The following is a 19,581-nucleotide window of genomic DNA, read 5'->3' on the forward strand; positions in this document are numbered from 1 at the left end:
CTGTAATTTTAAACGCACAATAAATTCTGAATCCATTGGAGACTCCAAAAAATAGTAAAAGCGCCATCAGACTTCCTTTATACATCGCCCTGGGAATTGCCCTGGGAATTTTCATCGGAGCTAATATGGCGGAAGGCAATGGCCCTGCTGACAGCTTGTACGAAAGCATTTACAAGTTTAGGCAGGTGATCACCCACATTCAGAATGACTATGTGGATGAAGTAAATACTGAGGAGCTGGCCGAAACAGCCATTACTGAGATGCTGGAGAAGCTAGATCCACACTCAGTCTATATTCCTGCTAAGGAGCTGGAAATCTCCCAGTCTCAGCTGGAAGGAAACTTTGAAGGCATCGGCATTGAGTTCAATATTTTCAAAGACACCATACATGTGGTGAGTCCACTCAGCGGTGGTCCTTCTGAGCGCCTGGGCATTATGCCAGGTGACAAAATCATTAAGGTAGACGACAAAACTGTGGCTGGCACAGGCATTAACAACCGGGGAGTAATAGACCTGCTCCGTGGAGAGCGCGGTTCTAAAGTGAAGGTGGAAATCCTGCGAAAAGGAAATAGTGACTTACTGGAGTACATGATTGTGAGGGATGTGATTCCTCAGTACTCAGTGGATGTGTCTTATATGGTAGATGATGAAATTGGCTACATCAAAGTGAGTCGTTTTGCAGCTACTACCTTCATGGAATTCAAAGAAGCCATGAATAAACTCAGTCAGGCTGGCATGCAGCGATTGATTCTGGATCTGACAGGCAACCCGGGTGGCTATATGGATCCGGCTATTAAGATTGCGGATGAGTTGCTGGCGGGTACTCAGATGATCGTCTACACCAAAGGCAAAGATCCACGCCACGATGCAGAGTACTTTTCTAAAACCAAAGGCGATTTTGAATCTGGCTCGGTCATCGTGCTCATTGATGAAGGCTCTGCTTCGGCTTCCGAGATTGTGTCAGGCGCCCTTCAGGATCATGACCGGGCACTCATAGTAGGCAGAAGATCTTTTGGAAAAGGGCTGGTGCAGATGCCCATCCAACTGAAAGATGGTTCAGCCCTTCGCCTGACCATCTCCAGATACTACACGCCAAGTGGTCGCTCCATTCAGAAACCTTACGATGGTTCACTCGAAGACTACCATCTGGAGTTTTATGAGCGTTTTCAAAATGGTGAAATCTATTCTCAGGACAGCATCAAGTTTGCGGACTCGCTGACTTACCAAACCGACAAGGGTCGCACGGTTTACGGAGGTGGTGGCATCATGCCCGATTATTTTGTACCGCTGGACACCTCTGCCAACAGTAGCTATATGACCAGACTGTTCAACACCAACAGCATCGCAGAGTTTAGCCTGATCTATGCTGATGAAAACCGATCAAGACTGGAAAAGATGTCACTGGCAGACTTTAAGTCTTCTTTCCGAATGACAGATAAAATCTGGGCTGACCTGCAAAACACAGGCACTCAAAATGGCGTGAAGTTCAACTCAAAAGAATTCGAAAAGTCTAAACAACTGCTGGAAATTTATACCAAAGCTTTCATTGCCAGAAACATCTGGAAAAACGATGGCTTCTACCCCATCTTCAATGAGCAGAATGAGGTATTCCAGAAAGCACTAACCCTAATAGATGAAGCCAACAAGTTGGCAGAAAACCAATAACCCCCAAACAACATGACCTTTTATCATCGACTCGGAGAGATACCCCCAAAGAGACATACCCAGTTTAGACAGCCCGACGGAAGTCTTTACGCGGAAGAACTGGTCTCCTCCAGAGGATTTTCCGGTATCTATTCCAATCTTTATCACATTACACCCCCTACCAGGATCAAAGCTGTGAAACAGTCGATCCCGTACGACACCAAAATCGTCAAAGAACACGGCCTGAAGCAAACACACCTGAAAACCAGTGGTGTGGGAGAAACGGGGGAGGACTACCTCGGAGCCCGCGAAGTGGTGCTTATGAATAGTGATGTGAAAATGGCATTGTGCAACCCCAGGAGCCGAAGCATGGACTACTACTATAAGAATGCAGAGGCCGACGAGGTAGTATTTATCCATGATGGAAATGGATACCTCCTCTCACAGTTTGGCAAGCTACGTGTGAAACAAGGAGATTATGTGGTGATCCCGCGAACGACTATTTACAAATTTGAATGGGACGAAGGTCCGTTGAGGTTGCTCGTTATTGAGTCCGCCTCTCCGGTGGAAACGGTCAAGCGATACCGAAACGAGCTGGGTCAGTTGATGGAACACTCTCCTTATTGTGAGCGTGATATCAGGCCGCCAAGCGAACTGATTACCGAAAAGGAAAGGGGAAGTTTTCTGATGAAAATCAAGAAAGACGGCATGCTCCATCAATACGAATATGATCAGTCTCCATTCGATTTGGTAGGCTGGGATGGCTATCTGTTTCCTTATGCCCTTTCGATCCATGATTTTGAACCCATTACCGGGCGCATCCATCAACCACCGCCAGCCCATCAGACCTTTCAGAGCCAGGGTTATGTCATTTGCTCCTTTGTTCCCCGATTGTTCGATTATCATCCGCTGGCCATACCGGCTCCTTATAATCATTCCAACATCGATAGTGATGAGGTACTGTACTATGTAGATGGGGATTTTATGAGCCGAAAAGGAATAGACAGAGGCTCCTTCACACTGCACCCCGGAGGTTTACCTCACGGTCCACACCCCGGTACTGTGGAGAAAAGTATTGGTGCCAAGGAGACCAAAGAGCTCGCCGTAATGCTGGACACCTTCAGGCCACTCTATGTGACCGAAGAGGGAATGAAGTATGTGGATGAAAAATACCCCATGAGCTGGACGGAGTAAGCTTTTATAAAAAGTGAAAACCAAATGAACAGTGGTGACGTTATTCATCACTGTTCATTGTTTTTTATGCCCAAAACAAAACGTGTGTTGTTAAAATTCTCAGCCTTTCTTTTGGGCGCCATCCTTCTCTTTTTCCTATCCGTTATGGCTTTCATTCATTTTGCGCCTCAGTTTGGTGCTAAACCCTCCGGCGAACATCTGGAGAAAATTGCTCAGTCTCCTAACTACGACAGCAAGCAGTTTATCAACCTGATAGAAACCAAAATGGATAACAGCCTGAGCAATATGTGGGGGATGATCAAAGAGTATGCATCGGCCAAAAACACTGCTCCCTCAGCCACCATCGAAACTCAATTTGGCAAGGAAAATAAATCAACATCGGACACCACCGTGAGGGTCACCTGGTTTGGTCACTCAGCTATATTATTGGAGATCGGGGGCAAGCGCATCTTTCTGGACCCCATGCTGGGGCCAGCAGCCTCTCCGGTTCCTTTCTTTGCCAAACGGTTCAAAAATAAACCCGCCTTTGACCTGAAAAAGCTCGGGGAGCTGGACGCAGTAATTTTTTCTCACGATCACTATGACCACTTAGATTATCCTACCATAAAGGCTATTCAGGATCAGGTGGGCCATTTCTACACCCCCCTTGGATTAGGCGCTCATCTGCAGGCGTGGGGCGTTCCCAAAAATAAAATCACGGAACTGGATTGGTGGCAAAGCGCCCAACTGGATAACCTCACCTTTGTGGCAACTCCTGCCCGTCACTTTTCCGGTCGTGGCACCGGAGATACCAACAAAACGTTGTGGGCCTCCTGGGTCATTCAGGGTCCAGAAAACAATATCTACTTCAGTGGTGACAGTGGCTATGGGCCTCATTTTAAGGAAATAGGAGAAAAATACGGTCCGTTTGACTTTGCCATGATGGAGTGCGGGCAGTATAACGAACGCTGGAAAGCCATCCACATGATGCCTGAGCAAACGATTCAGGCGAGCCTGGATCTTGGGGGCAAGGCTGTTATGCCCATCCACTGGGGAGCCTTCACGCTGGCACCTCATGAATGGCATGAGCCCGCCGAGCGTGTGTTGAAAGCAGCACAAGATGCTGGCGTCAACCTGATCACCCCACGAATTGGTGACAGCTTCACCCTGGGAGAGACCCTGCCGCAAACCACGTGGTGGCAGGAAGTGCAGTAGTTATTCTATTTCGAGCGCTCTCAGATAAGCCTGATCATAATAGCGAATGAGATTGGACCAGTCAAAAAGGGAAGAGGAACTCTCGGTTCTGTTTCGGAGATCAATCCTATCTCTTCTGCTCAGCCGCACATAGTTGTACATTTTATTGGCCAGGTTACCTGCTGCTTCGTCAAATGACTTTTTATTTCTTTTGACCAGGTAAATCCCGCGGCGATCATGGTCTGGCACGTTGTCCTGCACGTAATCCCCAAATCCCGCCAGGTCACTAGTGACTGTAGGGACTCCGGAAGCAATACACTCCAGCGGCGTGTAGCCCCAGGGCTCATAGTAGCTGGGGAATACACCAAGGTGACAGCCCCGCACAAACTGACCATACTCCATGGAAAACAGTGGGTTGGTGTAATTGATGAAATCCGGATGATAAACCACTTTCACCCTATCATACTCATTGTTAATCAGGTTGGAAGTGCGCAAGAAATTAAGAATCTCGTCATTGGCATCATCATGGAGATTGTGCGTAATGATGGGAGGTAAGGAAGTTGATTTCCAGGTCTGGAGCGTCCTTCTAAACCTCAATCTCCAGTAATCGTCCACAAACTCATTGAGTTCAGGAAGTTTGGTGTCTTTTCTACTCACTGCATCGAAAAGCAAACGCTCTCCTACCTGCTTCTTGATGGAATCTATCACATGTCTGAACTCTTCCAACAACGCTCTGCTCTCAAGGATATCCGGATTGATGCTATAATAGGGCCTTTTGGTGATGAAAAACATCACCACAGTGACATCAGACTTCTCTGTTTGCAGCCGGTGATTGAGACGCGCCAGGGCCTCCAGGGTAAGGTCATACCCCTTATTGAGAAATTCGTAGCGCCCTGAGGTAAAAAAGTAAAGCGTCTTATCCAGGTCAAAAGTGTAGTTGGAAAAGAAGTGAGTCATCGTGAACGAGTGAATCTTATTCTTGTTTTCCAGGTGCAGGTTCTGAAATTCATGCAGCGCTTCGAAGCGCTGATTGTTAATGCCATTCGGCAAAATCACATCGGGGTTTCTTCCGAGCAGCTGACGGCATTCTGTAGCAGTGACTTCACTCACCGTACTGAAAACATGTGATCCATGGGCTGCAGCGCGCTCTATCATCACATTCGCTTCAATATTAAAATGCCGGGCCTCCTTTTGCCAATCCATGAAGGAGAGGTGATCATAAAACTGCGGATCATTCATGGCCAGGTACCTGCCCAAAAGTGTGGCATGGGTGGTAAAGATGGTCTTCACGTTCACGCGATCTTTTCTCAGACCAGGGATGCCCGAAGCGGCCATCCATTCATGAAAGTGAGCGATAATTTGTTTATTGCTATCCTTGGTTTCCTCGGCCAGTTCTGTAAGAAAAAGCTTCACCAACTCACCAAAGGCCAGGACGTCATTCAGCAGATGATCATCGCTCGGTGTGGAAATCCCATGGTTTTCCCACAGTAAATATTTGATCTCTCCGAGCTTATGCATGACGCTCCCCAGATCAAAAAGGACCGCCTTGGGTCGGCCAGAAACCAACCAGACACCATAGTGCACACCATAGCCCTTTTCACGCATCCGACGCACCGCCCTTCCAATTGGGTCATTATTGAGTGGCTCTTCCGGCTCAAACTCAGCAGTTACATTGGCAGACATGTAAGGGCCCAGCAGGCAGTAATTATTTCCCCACTTGGGGATCACAGTGGGCACCTTGGAGCGGATAACCGTATAAATACCCCCTACCTGATTGAGCACTTCCCACGCTATCTCCAGTAGTAAGGTGTTGGAGGTATGGGTTTTTGTAAGTCGCTTTGCTTTCACCGTTGTTTTGCCCTGCTTAACCATATGTTTGAACGTTTCACTTTACTCTAAAGAAAAACAATTCTTGTGGCTTTTCTCATAACAGGGTCAGTATTTGGTGGTAAAATGTAACGATCCACAGAAAGGAGAGTATTTTTTGAAAAGATGCAACCTTATTGGTCAAAACGTCATCAATACATTGAATGAAGTGGACTAAGCTCATAACGCTATTAATGATCATCTCGCTCCTCACCTACCTGATGGAAATGGAAAGAAGACTGCGAGACATCATATCACCTCAGGTAGAGACCATTTCTCTACAGCTGGAAGCCCCCGTGACTCACCTACTGGCAGCCCAATAAATCCCACAATACCAGCCATAAGGCTCCATTTCAGCTTAAAAAGTCAAATCAGAACAATTTGTTTTCTCTTTTATTGAATGCTTTATATTAGTTTTCCGCAAATTTGATAGTCCGCCAACATATAAAATGTTTGAGGTTTTAATAATTTTCGGTTAGACAGAGCAGTTTAACTTTAAACATTCATCATATAAAGCATTATGAAAACTAACGATTCCTATTTGTCCTTTCTTGATATCTGGCATGTAGCCATGTGGTACCTCTTTCTGGTAGCTATTGGCCTCACCATTGTTTTTGTCATCAGGTATTGGATCAAATATTCCTTTGCTGGCACGCTCAAAGAAAAATTTGATGTGGCCAGTCAGCATGAGATCAAAAGTTACCTCCGGGCCAATTATGTGTTAGCCGCCGGTATTTTTTTCTTTCTCAACACAGTATATGATGAAACGGTAGTTCTCAGCCCTGTCTGGTTTTTCATCAGGATTTTTGTCTCATTTTGCATAGGCACGCTCCATATCTACATCGCATACCTTATTTTCAAATACTACTACCCTGGCCCTCTGGAGAAAAAACTCAAAAAACTGAGGTATACACCACGTATCAATCCGGGCACGGGTAATGAAATGAAACTTCTGAGCGAGGACGAAGAAGATACGTATCTGGATGAGGGAATGCAGGCCGAGGAAGATGCTTTCTCCGTGGACTACGATGTATGGATAGATCCGGAAACTCAGGAAACCAAGATTGAAAAATATCAGGGTCACCTAAGTGCGTTCGAATGTGACCGATGTGGTTTCCAGACCTTAAAACTGGTAAAAGAGGACATCCTGAAACCTGCCACTGATCACGAAGATGGCGAAATACAGAAGGAGTACGAATGCTCTTACTGTGGACGGGTAAAAAGGAAAACGCAGAAACTCTCCAAGAATATTGACAAGGACTCTTTGGTGGCTAAGTCAACCACTCATGCCATTCCTAACATTGAGGCCATCAAAGTGGAGATCCATGACACAGACGGTCACACCAAAATGTTCGAGTTTCAAAATACGCAGCAGGCGAAGAAATTCCTGGAAGAATTTGATTTTTCGAAACTGCACGACTAAGGTCTTAGTCTGCTAAAAAAGGCGACCTGATGCTATCGGGTCACCTTTTTTTATGCCTTCCTCTTACTGGAATTGGCCACATACACTCCTGCCAAAATAGCGACTATGCCGAGTATATGACTCAATAGAAGCACCTCGCCATCCAGCACTCCCCACATCACTGCCACGATGGGAATGATATAAGTCACCGAAGAGGTAAAAACAGGATCGGTGAGATTCACCAGTTTATTGAAAATAATCAATGCAATGGCCGTGCCTACCACTCCAAGTGTGAGGATATAGCCAGTAGCCTCCAGTACACCCTCCACCTCCATCACCCTAGTGGGGAAATCTGAAAAGAACACAAGCTGCACAGCAGCGATCGGCCCCACAAAAGCCAGCGATATGCTGGTGATGGTCATAGACCTAAGCTCCTGCAGGTGATACTTGATGATGTTGAGATTGAGTGCATACATGATCGTGGCCAGCACCACAAAAAATGCATAAAAATTGAAATTGGATAGCTCACCTCCCGAGCCGGCCATGACCAGTGTGGCAGCGCCCAAAAAACCCACGAATACTCCCACAAATACCCGCGGAGACTGCTGCTGCTTATAGACAAATAAGCCCACCAGCATGGTGAATATGGGTGTCATGGCATTGAGCACTCCGGTGATCGAACTTTCTAGTCGGGTCTGAGCTATGGCAAATAAAAATGCAGGAATAAAACTCCCGAGAAAGCCAATGGACACCAGATACTTGACCTGATGTCTCTTGACCTTTTTCAGGTTTCGAATCACAAAGGGCAGTAAAAAAATAGATGCAAAGAGGATTCTCAGAGAGCCCACTTCAAAAGGAGTGAGTCCCAAAAGGCCCTTCTTGATCAGGATAAAGGAGCTTCCCCATATCAAGGATAGGGCAAGCAAAAGGCTCCAGGCCTTTACGGTTGGTTTTTGGGTCATATTGGGGTTGGGCTTTGGGGGGTCAGGCGATTATCGCCTCCTGAAATACTTCCGGAATTTCATCCAGAATGCTTTTCAACTCTTCAAATGAAGCAGACTCTACCAGACGTGTACGGTAGGGTTTGAAGTCCGGTATGCCTTTGAAATAGTTGGTGTAATGTCGCCGCATCTCGAAAATCCCTTTCAACTCACCTTTCCACTCTACAGAAAATTCCAGGTGTTTTTTGGCAACAGCTACCCGCTCGGTCAAAGTAGGTTTATCCAGGTGCTCTCCAGTAGCCATGAAGTGCTTGATCTCATTGAAAATCCATGGGTAACCAATGGCCGCTCTCCCGATCATGATTCCATCTATGCCATACTTCTCCTTATACTCCAGGGCCTTCTCGGGACTGTCAATGTCGCCGTTCCCAAAAATGGGAATGTGTATATCGGGATGGTTTTTTACCTCCGCTATTTTGGTCCAGTCTGCTTCGCCCTTATACATCTGCTTTCGCGTACGACCATGAATGGTCAGCGCCTGAATGCCCACATCCTGCAGACGCTTGGCCACCTCCACTATACGGATGGTGCTATCGTCCCAGCCCAGTCGGGTCTTCACCGTCACAGGTTTATTCACCGCTTTCACGATTTCGGCGGTCATTTCCTGCATCTTGGGGATATCCAGCAAAATACCCGCACCCGCTCCTTTACAGGCTACCTTTTTCACAGGACAGCCGTAGTTGATATCAATAATTTCTGGATTGGCCTCCTCGGCAATGGCAGCCGCCTGGCGCATGGAGTCAATTTTATCTCCAAAAATCTGAATGCCTATCGGCCGCTCGTAATCATAAATATCCAATTTCTCCACACTCTTGGCAGCATCTCTGATGAGCCCCTCCGAGGAGATGAATTCCGTATACATCAAATCCGCTCCGTTTTCCTTGCACACGGCACGGAATGGCGGATCGCTCACATCCTCCATAGGTGCAAGCAACAGTGGGAATTCCCCGATTTCTAAGTTTCCTATTTTGACCACAGTCTTATGTCCAATTTTGCCGTAAATTTAGGGCAATTATGCAGAATATCCTGAAAAACACCGATGAGGGTGATTCCACCCCTTGGATGTTACTACTAATTTTGGGTGGTTATGTTTTAGCTGCCCTTTTTTTGTTTTCATTCATTGCCCAGGGGCTGATCATGCTCCTATTTAATTATGACGTACAGGAATCGCTAGGCATTCTCACCAACCCCTACGGGTCTGAAAGTGCCAAATTACCCCTGATGATTATTCAGGCAGTAACCTCCATAGGTGCCTTCATCGTGGTGCCTCTTTTCTTCATCAAAGTCAACCTAAAAGGGCGGTACGCTCCGTTCTTCAATTTTCCAGAGCAGGCGCTTCGCCCCATACTGATGACAGTGGTGATCCTTTTTTGCTTTATGGTGGCCAATAGTGTGGTTATAGAGTGGAATCAGAATGTGGATATGCCCGACATCTTTTCGTGGTTTGAAAACTGGGCGCAGAGTAAAGAAGCACAGCTGGAAAAACTCACCGAATACCTGACTACATTTTCTGGAATTCATGAATACCTGATCGCGCTGGTGGTCATCGCCCTGATACCTGCCGTGGGTGAAGAACTCCTTTTTCGCGGACTGATTCAAAATCTTTTCGGGAAGGCCTTCAACAATCCGCACGTGGCCATATGGTTATCGGCCATTATTTTCGGTATTTTCCACTTTCAGTTTTACGGAGTGGTCCCCAGGGTTTTTCTTGGCGCACTCTTCGGCTATCTGTATTATTGGTCTGGCTACTTGTCACTGGCCATGGTAGGGCATTTTATCAATAACGGACTCACCCTGACGCTGCTCTATTTCAGTCAGATCAAATTCATCAATTATAATCCTGCAGAAACAGACTCTTCTCCGCCACTCTATGTGGTGGGAATCTTTTTTCTGGCTGGTGCGGTATTGCTATATTTATTCAGAAATTTATTCCCTGAAAAAAATGCGTGATTGGCAATGCGTGTACCGTGACTCCCTGGAATACCGGGCGGAAATCGTAAAAGCAGTGCTGGAAGATCAGGAAATGAGTCCTGTGGTGTTGAACAAAAAAGATTCTGCATATCAATTCGGTACATTTGAAGTTTTGGTGGCCCCGGAATACATCATCAAAGCAATAAAAATTATAAACGACGAAATCAAATTTGAATAAATTCTCCGACCTCTACCAGCGCATCATTTCTGCTACAGCAGGTGCAGCGATCATTGTTTCTTCCCTTATCATCGGCGAGTGGGCCTACTTTGTAGTATTTCTCACCATTTCGTTGCTGGCCCAGTGGGAGTTTTACCGCCTCATCAAACTCCAGAGCTATCTGCCCATCAGGCTACTGGGAGTGGCTATAGGAGGTGGGCTTTTCATTTTGTCCTTCTTTGTGGCCCGTGGCTCGCTCAACTCCAATTTTTACTTTATCATTTTCCCGATCGCCTCCCTGATCTTTTTGATCAAACTATATAAGAAAAATGACAACAACCCATTCCTGAACATTGCACTCTTCTATCTTGGCCTGACCTATGTGGCTCTGCCTTTTGCCCTCATGAATGTCGTGGTACATTACCACGGCTGGTACAGTTATGAGATATTACTGGGCCTCATGCTAATTATCTGGGCCAGTGATACAGGTGCCTACTTTGCCGGAATCCGTTTTGGCAAACGAAAACTTTTCGAGCGTATCTCCCCAAAAAAATCCTGGGAAGGGGCCATAGGCGGGGCACTGACGGCCGTGGCATTTTCTATTGCCATCAGCAGATACAGCACTGGTCTGGCCATGTGGCAATGGATCATCGTCTCGCTCATAGTGGTCATCGCGGGCACTTACGGTGACCTGGTGGAGTCCATGTTTAAGCGTACTATGCAAATCAAGGATTCGGGTACTTCCATACCCGGACATGGAGGCTTTCTGGACAGGTTTGACAGCCTCATTTTGGCCGTCCCGTTCATCGTTGTTTTCCTCAAACTTTTCTAGTTAAATGTGGGGAAACGCGTAGCTTTGCTGCCAAATAAACAATAACCCCATTTAAATTATTAACAAGCATGGCTTACATTGAACCGGCTCCTATTAAGGATAAAGGAAATCCTTTCGAGTCAATGATGTCAAGATTTCACATTGCAGCGCAACACCTCGGCCTGGATGATGAAGTTTATAATGTATTAAAATCCCCCACCAAGCAAGTCATCGTATCACTGCCCATCACCATGGACAATGGATCTATCCAGGTATTTGAAGGCTATCGAGTGATTCATTCCAATATTCTGGGCCCTTCCAAAGGTGGGATCAGGTATGACATGGATGTGAACCTGGACGAAGTAAAAGCCCTGGCTGCATGGATGACCTGGAAATGTGCGGTGGTCGATATTCCGTATGGAGGTGCCAAAGGTGGCATCAAGTGCAACCCAAGAGCCATGTCTGCCGGAGAAGTGGAACGACTCACCCGATCATTCACGCAATCCATGTTGGAGATTTTCGGTCCCGACCGGGACATTCCGGCACCAGATATGGGTACCGGGCCAAGAGAAATGGCCTGGCTGATGGACCACTATTCCAGAGCTCAGGGCATGACCGTCAACTCGGTTGTTACGGGTAAACCGCTGGTATTGGGTGGATCACTGGGCCGAACAGAAGCTACTGGCCGGGGAGTAATGATCTCAGCCATGGCGGCTATGGAGAAGATGAAAATCAATCCATTCAAAGCTACCTGTGCCGTTCAGGGATTTGGTAATGTAGGCTCATGGGCGGCCATCCTGCTGGCAGAAAGAGGTGTTACTGTGGTATCAGTCTCTGACCTTTCGGGTGCTTACTATAACAAAGAAGGTATCAACATCAAGGAAGCCATCAATTACCGAAATGAAAACAACGGATCACTGGAAGGTTTTGCAGGTGCTGAAAAAATAGATCCGGATGAACTCTTGCTACTCGATGTAGACGTGCTGGTGCCCGCTGCTGTGGAAGATGTAATCACTGAAAAAAATGCAGGCCAGATCAAGGCCAAGCTGATCGTGGAGGGAGCCAACGGCCCCACATCTGCCAAGGCTGACGCCATACTCAATGACAATGGCATCATGGCTGTGCCGGACATTCTGGCCAACGCCGGTGGGGTTACCGTCTCTTACTTTGAGTGGGTACAAAACAGGCTGGGTTACAAGTGGACCGCAGAGCGAGTCAACAGAAGGTCTGACAGAATTATGAAAACGGCCTTTGATAAAGTGTACGAGACATCTCAACAATATAATGTTTCCTTGCGTATCGCTGCATATATTGTGGCCATAGACAAGGTGGCTAAAACCTATAAATACAGAGGAGGATTCTAATGAACATTCACAAAGAAGGATACAAGATCATACCCATTGCAGCCATTATTTTAGTGCTGCTTTATGCATTGCTTTATTGGCTCATCCCATTTCAGGTGGTGCAGATCATGCTGGGCCTGGCAGCGGTTATTTTCTTCATCCTTGTGGTACGTTTCTTCAGAGATCCTGAGTTTCCAGTGGAGAAAAACCCTACACAAATCATCGCTCCGGCAGATGGAAAGGTGGTGGTAATAGAAGAGACCGAAGAGTCTGAGTATCTGAAAGACAAAAGAATTCAAGTATCGATCTTCATGTCGCCACTGAACGTGCATGTGAACAGGAGCCCGGTGGCAGGAGAAATCTCTTACTTCAAATATCACCCGGGTAAATTTCTGGTGGCGTGGCATCCCAAATCGAGCACAGACAATGAGCGCACTTCTATCGGGCTAAAGCTGGCCTCCGGAGTGGAGATCATGATGCGGCAGGTGGCGGGTGCTGTAGCCAGGAGGATTTGTTTTTATTCGGAAGCAGGAAAACCAGTAGAGCAAGGTGAGAAATTTGGCTTTATCCGTTTCGGTAGCCGAATAGACCTCTATCTTCCACTGGATGCCAAAATCAAAGTAAACATTGATGACATTTCTTACGGAGGCAAAACGGTCATTGCCGAACTGTCATAATAGAGAAAAGAAGTCACAAAAAAAAGGCCTGGTGATCACCAGGCCTTTTTTTTGGCGTTCCCTGTACCACCCGCGGGAGGATTGCAAATAGTTCTTTGATCCTTTTCTAAAAAAAATTAACTTCCGATTTCACAAAACCTAACCTTAAATGAAGTTAACCATCCAACATCAGGAGTACTACTCCCGTGGAGAGCTCATCTTGCGCTCACTTTTTGGTGCGATTTACATCGCACTCCCACACCTCTTTCTCCTTATTTTCGTCAGTATCTGGGGAGCCATCTTACAGTTCATTGCCTGGTGGATTGTGCTTTTTACCGGAAAATACCCTCAAAGCTTTTTTGAGTTTCAGGTGGGTCTGTTGCAGTGGAACCTGCGACTGAATGCACGATTGATGAACCTTTCTGACGGGTACCCCGCTTTTGGCATCAATGCCTCCGACGAGTACACCTCTCTGGAAGTACCTTATCCTGAAAACATCAGCCGGGGATTGCTCCTGATCCGTGCGTTCTTTGGTTTTATTTATGTGCTTATCCCACATGGATTTATTCTTTATTTCCGTACGCTCTGGGGAATTATCCTCTCTTTTCTCGCCTTTTGGGCCGTGCTTTTCACTGGTAAGTATCCGGAATCCTGGCATACCTTCAATGTGGAGACATTGAGATGGAGCACCCGTGTGAGCTTATACATGGGCTTTATGGATGATCAGTATCCACCATTTTCCGGTAAGGAATAATCACTCAGAAACATGACAAATACGTCCGAAAAATACTACCCTATTGAACAGGTAGAGGATATCAGCATGAGGGATCGGGAAGATGCCATGGGGGCATACCTGATGATGTTTGCCGCTCTGGCGGCAGGCCTCCCTTTGCCTATTTTGAACCTCATCGCCGCGGTGATCTACTATTATGTAAACAAAGGCAAAAGCAGATTTGTGAAATTTCACGCTCTGCAATCCCTCTATTCGCAGATCCCCACCACTCTGATGAACGCAGGGTTGGTTTTTTGGACCTTCCGGATCATCTTCAATGAAGGGTCATTTCGCAGTAGTGATGTGTTTATGGAGGGATTTGCTACCGTATCGGAGCTCTACTGGGGTTACCTGTGGGTGGTAGTGGCAGCCAATCTGCTGTATGTCATTTTCAGTCTGGTGGGAACCACAAAAGCCCGAAAAGGAAGGTTCTATTATTTCCTTTTCTTTGGCAAGCTGGCTTATCACTTTGCTTATCGCAAAGAGGAGTCTTCTGGCGCTCCCGTTCTCAATGAGCCTCCCAAATAATTCAGCAAATGATCAAAGGACTCTATAAGGAACTGCTCATCGTCATTGGGGCATTTCTCATTGGTTGGTTGGCTTTCACCCTGTTTAGGTGGGTGCCTGATGCCCCCGAACTGTCCGTGTCTGTGGAAACCGAGCAAGAGCTGGGAGACCTACTGGCCGACCAGGTGCTGCGTGAGTATGAAGCGGTAGAAAACGATACGGTGAGTGAAGCCATTCTGACTATCAAAAAGAGACTCCTGACGGCCATCGGTCCTACCAACTATGACTATCAGCTCCATGTGCTGAATGAACCGGAGGTGAACGCTTTTGCTACGATGGGTGGACATATCTTTATTTTCTCGGGAATCATCAGGCTCTCAGAGAACCCAGAGGAGCTGGCAGCAGTACTGGCCCATGAAATGGGTCATGTGGAAGAACGCCATGTTGTGAATAAAATCCTGAAGGATCTCGGTATCAATGTGGTCTTTTCCATCCTTACCGGAAGTGATCCGGTACTGGTAGGGGAAATAGCCAAAGCCACCATCTCCTCCTCATTTGACAGGACTCAGGAGACAAGTGCGGACCAGTTTGCCTTAAAGACACTGGAAGAAGCAGCCATCAGCCCCCGGTATGTTTCCACGATCTTTAGGCGACTGAAAGAAAAGTACGGAGAAGGTGACGACCGGCTGGATTTTCTGATGTCTCACCCCAATCTCAATAAGCGCATCAAGGAAGCACTAGAGTATCCACTGAAGGAAAACTTCGAAGCTGAGCCGATGAATATTGACTGGGAACTGGTGAAGTCCGCACTATAATCAGAGCCTGGAAACCAATCTTTCGAGAAACTCCTGATCCACCTCGTCAAAAGTGTTTAGTTGATCACTGTCCACGTCCAGTACACCTATCACCGCACCGTCTTTGATCACAGGCACCACAATCTCTGATTTGCTATCAGAACTACAGGCGATATGTCCTGGAAACTGGTCTACATCAGGCACGATAATGGTTTGGCCAGTGGCCCAGCTTTGTCCACAAACCCCTTTGCCTTTGTTGATCCGTGTACAGGCGATGGGCCCCTGAAACGGAGCCAGCACCAATTGATCATTTTTGACCAGGTAAAACCCCACCCAAAAGAAATCCATCCCATATTTGAGTGCTGCGGCGATATTGGCCAGGTTAGCAATCAAATCCTCCTCATCAGCAATGAGCGATTCTATCTGCGGTATGAGAGAAGCGTATTTTTCCCTCTTGTCAGTGGTATGGATAATGTTTAGTTCTTCTGCCATGGTAGCGCTTTCAATGATTTTTATAAATTAATAACCGATCTCCTAAAACGTCCTCTGCTGACAAAAGTTCACCGGAAATATGAGGGGCAGCAATGCCTTTACCAAAAGTGTGAGGGGCAATGAAAACCCTGGCTTCATCCCAAAGTCCACGTTCAATGAAAGAGTTGAATAACCCACTCCCACCCTCAATAATCAAAGACTGGATTTTCATTTCGCTGATCGAAGCTAAAATGGCTTCAGGAGTAATCTGCTCCTGCTGAATAAATGTCAAATTCTGCCTGTTTTCATCCTCTCCTTCCGTAAAACAATAAGTAGGTACGGTTCCATCCATGAGATGCATTCCCTTGTTCAACTCCAACGTTCTGTCAATGAAAAAACGCACAGGATTTTTGCCCTTCCAGTCTCTGGTGGTCAAAGATGGATTATCGTAACGAGCCGTATTGGTACCCACCAAAATAGCATCCTCCTCGGCACGCCACTTATGCACCAGCTGTCGCGAATAAGTATTGCTGATCCATTTGCTGTCATAGTTTTCACGGGCCACAAAACCATCAGTGGTCTGTGCCCACTTCAGGATCACATAGGGTCTTTTCTTTTCAAAAGCAGTGAAAAATCTCCTATTGAGCACTCTCCCCTCTTCCTTTAACAAACCGATTTCCACTTCAATTCCGGCATTCCTTAGTCGCTCAATGCCCTGCCCGGCCACCAAAGGATTGGGATCCTCATTGCAAATGACCACCCGCTTTACCTGATGGCGCACCAGCAAGTCGGCACAAGGTGGAGTCTTTCCAAAATGGGAACAGGGCTCCAATGTGACATAAGCGGTACTCTGAACCAAAAGGGACTGATCCTTCACAGCTTGTACAGCATTCACTTCCGCATGCGGCCCTCCGTACTGCTCGTGATAGCCCTCCCCAATGATTTTGTCATCTTTCACAATCACGCACCCTACCATAGGGTTGGGGCTCACATTGCCCAAACCCAGACGGGCAAGCTCCAGCGCTCTTTGCATCCATTGTTGATCTGACATATTCGGTAACTTCGTGCTGTGAATCACAAAGTGTCCGCAATTTACAAAGAATCAGTTCTTCAACTCACTCCCATCTATGGAGAAAGAGAAGCAGAGTCAATCATCAATCTCTTGCTGGAAGATCATTTGGGGATCACCCGGATCCACCGACTCACCAACCCAGAGAGGAGCCTTTCAGAAAGTGACCATAAAAAGCTCCGATCTGCCATGCTACAGCTGCTGAGCAATGTGCCCGTGCAGCACGTCATCGGCTTTGCTTATTTTATGGGTCGAAAATATCTGGTGAATAAACATACCCTAATTCCCAGACCAGAAACCGAGGAGTTGGTCGAGCTGATACTTGATGAGAATGATCGTCATCAAAAACTGAATATTCTGGATATAGGTACGGGCACCGGATGCATTGCCATCAGTCTCGCGCTGGCCATGAGGGCCTCAAATGTGACTGGTTGGGACCTCTCTGAAGGAGCTGTAAAAACCGCTCAGAAAAACAGCCGGGCATTGGGAGCTCAAGTCAACATGGAGGTACAGGATGTGTTTGGGGAAATTCCGCCACAGCAATATGACCTCATCGTGAGTAACCCTCCCTATATACCAGAGGCGGATCGTCACGAAATGCATGAGAATGTGGTGGCCTTTGAGCCGGAAGGGGCACTCTTTGTCTCTAATGATGACCCGCTCATTTTTTACCGCCGCATTGCGGAGATTGGGCTAACTCACCTAACCCCGGAAGGAAAGCTCTATTTCGAAATCCATGAGGCCTTTGGACTGGCAACGAAAGACATGCTGAGAACAAAAGGATACGAAGACGCAAAAGTTTTTCAAGACCTGAATGGCAAAGATCGCATGGTAAGGGCAATACTCCCCTGACCTACTCCGGTTGGAATACCACCTTTACCCGAACCTGACTTTCTACAGGCTCTCCATCTCTGGTGGCTGCTTTCCACGGGGGACCTGTTCGTACCAACCTCATCGCCTCCTCATCACAGCCAAATCCGAGGCTTCGCTTCACTTCAATCGTTCCTATCTCTCCAGTGGCGAGAATGGCAACTTTCAGGATTACTTTACCTGAAACATTGCTGTCGATAGCCGTCCTGGGATAATTCAGTTCTCGCTCCAGGTAAGACCGGTAGGCTTTTAACCCTTCGTCTGGCACAGCGTTTTCAAAGCTCATTTCATTGGTCTCCGCATAAGTGGTCACTACCACCTCGGAGAGTGCCTGTACATCCGTCTCCAGCTCCACGTTCAACTGCCTTCTGTCTCCCACCTTCAGCTCTATCTGGTCATAACCCACATAGGAGAAAATAAGCACAGCGCTTCTATCTGCGAGTTCCAGGTTGTATTGACCATTGCTATCACTCATCACTCCATAGGAGGTGCCTTTCACCAGCACCGTCACTCCTGGCAATGGGGTTCCAGCTTCATCAGTGACCGTGCCCGTCACCACATTATCTGCCCCCAGAGCTGATCGGGTCCCTGCTCCTGTGGATCTGCTCATAGCTACCGCTTCCTTCTTCAGTGCGGAGCTCTCTTCCGGAATCACCTCTTCTATCACCACCTCAGCCAGTGTCTCATCTGCCAGCTCAATGACCTGATCCTCCTCCATCAATTCATCTGCGGAAGGTTCCGGACGCTTGGTAGTGATCGCAACATCTTCCTGAGAAGGACCTTCCTCATTTTCATCCGTCAGTATATTTTCTTCGGGCTTTGGTCGGGTTGCTTCAGCAACCGGGACGCTTTCTTCTTTGATAAAAGGTGGCTCCGGGATGACAACCTGTTCTTGCACAATTTTGGAATCTCCCTTAACAGCCGCACCTTCTTCCTGTTGGTCTTCTTCTTTCAGGGATAGCTGGTCACTGGCAGAGTCTAAGGACGGTACCACCAACCAAACAACCACAGCAGCCACCGCAAGGAGTGCGAAGGTAGCTGCCCAACGCCACGCATAACTCTGGCGCTTTTTGGCCCTTGCTGTCACTCTTTTCATCAGCCCATCCAGATCCGTTTCGGTAAGTTCTGGATCAAACAGTGCATATCCTTTCATAGCCTCCTCGTCAAAAGGATCATTGAGCAACTGACGCTCCACGGCATGGGCATTTTTGCCCGTCAGTTTTCCCTCCAGATAGTTCCGGATCTGCTCCCTGGTTAATGTGCTATGTTTTCTACCTGTCGGCATGTTGTTTTTCTATACAGATTTTCAAATTTCTCTTTCCATTTTGGATATAGCTCTTCACCTTTTTCAGCCCAAAAGTGGTTTTCGTACTCACCTCTTCATAACTCAGCTCTTGCAAATAAAACATCCGCAAGCATTTTTGTTGATCCTCCCGCAGCTGTTCCAGGCATTTCTCCAGGGCATCAAGGTCATCGGTCACATCGGTAGGCATTTCTTCTATTGGATGCAAAAACACCTCATTTTCCATAATTGATCCATTCAAATCTTTGCTTGTTCCGGCTTTGCGAAGCTCCATGAGACAGTGATTTTTAGCCACCATATAGAGCCAGCTCTTGAAATACTTTACGTCATGGTCCAGAAGCTTTTTAAAAAGAGATTCAAAAATGGTCATCACCGCATCCTGTGCGGCATCCCGATCTTTTAAATACTTCAGGCAAAGTCCATACACCAGATGCACATACCTGCTGAAAAGTGCTCCAATCAAAGCCTTATCGCCAGTCTGTTGGTAGCGGATGAGCAGTGCTTCATCCGGTTGTTCGTCCTTATTTGAAGAAATAAATTTCAAATAACCTGTTGTTTTACAGTCAGTTAAAAATTAA

21 protein-coding genes are annotated in these 19,581 nt (G+C 47.0%); 14 read left to right on the plus strand and 7 right to left on the minus strand.

All coding sequences use genetic code 11. From position 1 onward, the window contains the following. Positions 1-35 precede the first annotated feature (35 nt). From ACHKAR_RS16900 to ACHKAR_RS16910, 3 genes are all read left to right on the plus strand, one after another. Positions 36-1,664, plus strand: coding sequence for a S41 family peptidase (locus ACHKAR_RS16900; protein WP_395418602.1), 1,629 nt, complete (start codon positions 36-38; stop codon positions 1,662-1,664). Between the two features lie 12 nt (positions 1,665-1,676). Then, on the plus strand, positions 1,677-2,837 hold the full coding sequence (locus ACHKAR_RS16905; RefSeq protein WP_395418603.1) for a homogentisate 1,2-dioxygenase: 1,161 nt from the start codon (positions 1,677-1,679) through the stop codon (positions 2,835-2,837). A gap of 84 nt (positions 2,838-2,921) precedes the next feature. Beyond that, entirely contained in the window at positions 2,922-4,031 is a 1,110-nt protein-coding gene (locus ACHKAR_RS16910) for an MBL fold metallo-hydrolase (protein WP_395418604.1), read from the plus strand. Here the strand turns inward: ACHKAR_RS16910 and ACHKAR_RS16915 are convergent, their stop codons facing one another. Beyond that, positions 4,032-5,882, minus strand: a complete 1,851-nt coding sequence (locus tag ACHKAR_RS16915) for a glycosyltransferase (RefSeq protein ID WP_395418605.1) — start codon at positions 5,880-5,882, stop codon at positions 4,032-4,034. 158 nt (positions 5,883-6,040) lie between these two features. Here ACHKAR_RS16915 and ACHKAR_RS16920 point away from each other — a divergent pair, with 158 nt between their 5' ends. Then, positions 6,041-6,199, plus strand: a complete 159-nt coding sequence (locus ACHKAR_RS16920) for a hypothetical protein (protein WP_159582835.1) — start codon at positions 6,041-6,043, stop codon at positions 6,197-6,199. Positions 6,200-6,396: 197 nt separating this feature from the next. After that, positions 6,397-7,299, plus strand: coding sequence for a hypothetical protein (locus ACHKAR_RS16925; protein WP_395418606.1), 903 nt, complete (start codon positions 6,397-6,399; stop codon positions 7,297-7,299). Positions 7,300-7,349: 50 nt separating this feature from the next. Here the strand turns inward: ACHKAR_RS16925 and ACHKAR_RS16930 are convergent, their stop codons facing one another. Continuing rightward, positions 7,350-8,240 carry a DMT family transporter gene (locus ACHKAR_RS16930; RefSeq protein WP_395418608.1) on the minus strand — a complete coding sequence of 297 codons (891 nt, stop codon included), beginning with the start codon at positions 8,238-8,240 and terminating at the stop codon, positions 7,350-7,352. Between the two features lie 22 nt (positions 8,241-8,262). After that, a complete protein-coding gene (gene dusB, locus ACHKAR_RS16935) occupies positions 8,263-9,255 on the minus strand; it encodes a tRNA dihydrouridine synthase DusB (RefSeq protein ID WP_159582829.1) in 993 nt (330 codons plus the stop codon). A gap of 38 nt (positions 9,256-9,293) precedes the next feature. On the opposite strand from dusB, the gene ACHKAR_RS16940 reads away from it, so the two are divergent. The 8 genes from ACHKAR_RS16940 to ACHKAR_RS16975 all read left to right on the plus strand — a co-directional run bounded on the left by ACHKAR_RS16940 (position 9,294) and on the right by ACHKAR_RS16975 (position 15,311). Continuing rightward, complete coding sequence (locus ACHKAR_RS16940; RefSeq protein ID WP_395418610.1) at positions 9,294-10,229, plus strand: CPBP family intramembrane glutamic endopeptidase; 936 nt, start codon at positions 9,294-9,296, stop codon at positions 10,227-10,229. After that, on the plus strand, positions 10,222-10,428 hold the full coding sequence (locus tag ACHKAR_RS16945; protein WP_159582825.1) for a DUF2007 domain-containing protein: 207 nt from the start codon (positions 10,222-10,224) through the stop codon (positions 10,426-10,428). Before ACHKAR_RS16940 ends, ACHKAR_RS16945 begins: the two co-directional genes overlap by 8 nt. Beyond that, on the plus strand, positions 10,421-11,239 hold the full coding sequence (locus tag ACHKAR_RS16950) for a phosphatidate cytidylyltransferase (protein ID WP_159582823.1): 819 nt from the start codon (positions 10,421-10,423) through the stop codon (positions 11,237-11,239). Before ACHKAR_RS16945 ends, ACHKAR_RS16950 begins: the two co-directional genes overlap by 8 nt. 68 nt (positions 11,240-11,307) lie before the next feature. Continuing rightward, complete coding sequence (locus ACHKAR_RS16955) at positions 11,308-12,582, plus strand: Glu/Leu/Phe/Val family dehydrogenase (protein ID WP_159582821.1); 1,275 nt, start codon at positions 11,308-11,310, stop codon at positions 12,580-12,582. Next, on the plus strand, positions 12,582-13,238 hold the full coding sequence (locus tag ACHKAR_RS16960; RefSeq protein WP_395418612.1) for a phosphatidylserine decarboxylase family protein: 657 nt from the start codon (positions 12,582-12,584) through the stop codon (positions 13,236-13,238). The genes ACHKAR_RS16955 and ACHKAR_RS16960 overlap by 1 nt, the downstream gene beginning before the upstream one ends. 148 nt (positions 13,239-13,386) lie before the next feature. Further along, on the plus strand, positions 13,387-13,971 hold the full coding sequence (locus ACHKAR_RS16965) for a DUF4389 domain-containing protein (RefSeq protein WP_395418613.1): 585 nt from the start codon (positions 13,387-13,389) through the stop codon (positions 13,969-13,971). A gap of 12 nt (positions 13,972-13,983) precedes the next feature. Continuing rightward, positions 13,984-14,517: a DUF4870 domain-containing protein gene (locus ACHKAR_RS16970; RefSeq protein WP_395418614.1), complete on the plus strand. Its 534-nt coding sequence runs from the start codon at positions 13,984-13,986 to the stop codon at positions 14,515-14,517. Positions 14,518-14,525: 8 nt separating this feature from the next. Continuing rightward, a complete protein-coding gene (locus tag ACHKAR_RS16975; RefSeq protein ID WP_395418616.1) occupies positions 14,526-15,311 on the plus strand; it encodes a M48 family metallopeptidase in 786 nt (261 codons plus the stop codon). On the opposite strand, the gene ACHKAR_RS16980 is transcribed toward ACHKAR_RS16975, so the two are convergent. Both ACHKAR_RS16980 and ribD read right to left on the minus strand, forming a co-directional pair. After that, on the minus strand, positions 15,312-15,782 hold the full coding sequence (locus tag ACHKAR_RS16980; protein ID WP_395418617.1) for a GAF domain-containing protein: 471 nt from the start codon (positions 15,780-15,782) through the stop codon (positions 15,312-15,314). A gap of 10 nt (positions 15,783-15,792) precedes the next feature. Then, positions 15,793-16,812 carry a bifunctional diaminohydroxyphosphoribosylaminopyrimidine deaminase/5-amino-6-(5-phosphoribosylamino)uracil reductase RibD gene (gene ribD / locus ACHKAR_RS16985; protein ID WP_395418619.1) on the minus strand — a complete coding sequence of 340 codons (1,020 nt, stop codon included), beginning with the start codon at positions 16,810-16,812 and terminating at the stop codon, positions 15,793-15,795. Between the two features lie 18 nt (positions 16,813-16,830). Between ribD and prmC the strand changes: the two genes are divergently transcribed. Continuing rightward, positions 16,831-17,682: a peptide chain release factor N(5)-glutamine methyltransferase gene (gene prmC / locus ACHKAR_RS16990; RefSeq protein ID WP_395418621.1), complete on the plus strand. Its 852-nt coding sequence runs from the start codon at positions 16,831-16,833 to the stop codon at positions 17,680-17,682. A 1-nt stretch (position 17,683) separates the two neighbouring features. Here prmC and ACHKAR_RS16995 read toward each other — a convergent pair whose 3' ends face one another. Next, positions 17,684-18,985, minus strand: a complete 1,302-nt coding sequence (locus ACHKAR_RS16995) for an energy transducer TonB (RefSeq protein ID WP_395418622.1) — start codon at positions 18,983-18,985, stop codon at positions 17,684-17,686. Continuing rightward, complete coding sequence (locus ACHKAR_RS17000) at positions 18,972-19,547, minus strand: RNA polymerase sigma factor (protein WP_395418623.1); 576 nt, start codon at positions 19,545-19,547, stop codon at positions 18,972-18,974. Before ACHKAR_RS17000 ends, ACHKAR_RS16995 begins: the two co-directional genes overlap by 14 nt. Positions 19,548-19,581 lie beyond the last annotated feature (34 nt).

The organism is Marinoscillum luteum, from assembly GCF_044005705.1.
GTDB classification, from domain to species: Bacteria; Bacteroidota; Bacteroidia; order Cytophagales; family Cyclobacteriaceae; genus Marinoscillum; species Marinoscillum luteum.

Coding starts and splice junctions, on each gene's coding strand:
- ACHKAR_RS16955 (WP_159582821.1), top strand. CDS start 11,308: ATGGCTTACATTGAACCGGCTCCTATTAAGGATAAAGGAAATCCTTTC.
- ACHKAR_RS16940 (WP_395418610.1), top strand. CDS start 9,294: ATGCAGAATATCCTGAAAAACACCGATGAGGGTGATTCCACCCCTTGG.
- ACHKAR_RS16970 (WP_395418614.1), top strand. CDS start 13,984: ATGACAAATACGTCCGAAAAATACTACCCTATTGAACAGGTAGAGGAT.
- ACHKAR_RS16920 (WP_159582835.1), top strand. CDS start 6,041: ATGAAGTGGACTAAGCTCATAACGCTATTAATGATCATCTCGCTCCTC.
- ACHKAR_RS16960 (WP_395418612.1), top strand. CDS start 12,582: ATGAACATTCACAAAGAAGGATACAAGATCATACCCATTGCAGCCATT.
- ACHKAR_RS16965 (WP_395418613.1), top strand. CDS start 13,387: ATGAAGTTAACCATCCAACATCAGGAGTACTACTCCCGTGGAGAGCTC.
- ACHKAR_RS16975 (WP_395418616.1), top strand. CDS start 14,526: ATGATCAAAGGACTCTATAAGGAACTGCTCATCGTCATTGGGGCATTT.
- ACHKAR_RS16915 (WP_395418605.1), bottom strand. CDS start 5,882: ATGGTTAAGCAGGGCAAAACAACGGTGAAAGCAAAGCGACTTACAAAA.
- ACHKAR_RS16905 (WP_395418603.1), top strand. CDS start 1,677: ATGACCTTTTATCATCGACTCGGAGAGATACCCCCAAAGAGACATACC.
- ribD (WP_395418619.1), bottom strand. CDS start 16,812: ATGTCAGATCAACAATGGATGCAAAGAGCGCTGGAGCTTGCCCGTCTG.
- ACHKAR_RS16995 (WP_395418622.1), bottom strand. CDS start 18,985: ATGCCGACAGGTAGAAAACATAGCACATTAACCAGGGAGCAGATCCGG.
- ACHKAR_RS16980 (WP_395418617.1), bottom strand. CDS start 15,782: ATGGCAGAAGAACTAAACATTATCCATACCACTGACAAGAGGGAAAAA.
- ACHKAR_RS16945 (WP_159582825.1), top strand. CDS start 10,222: ATGCGTGATTGGCAATGCGTGTACCGTGACTCCCTGGAATACCGGGCG.
- ACHKAR_RS16925 (WP_395418606.1), top strand. CDS start 6,397: ATGAAAACTAACGATTCCTATTTGTCCTTTCTTGATATCTGGCATGTA.
- ACHKAR_RS16930 (WP_395418608.1), bottom strand. CDS start 8,240: ATGACCCAAAAACCAACCGTAAAGGCCTGGAGCCTTTTGCTTGCCCTA.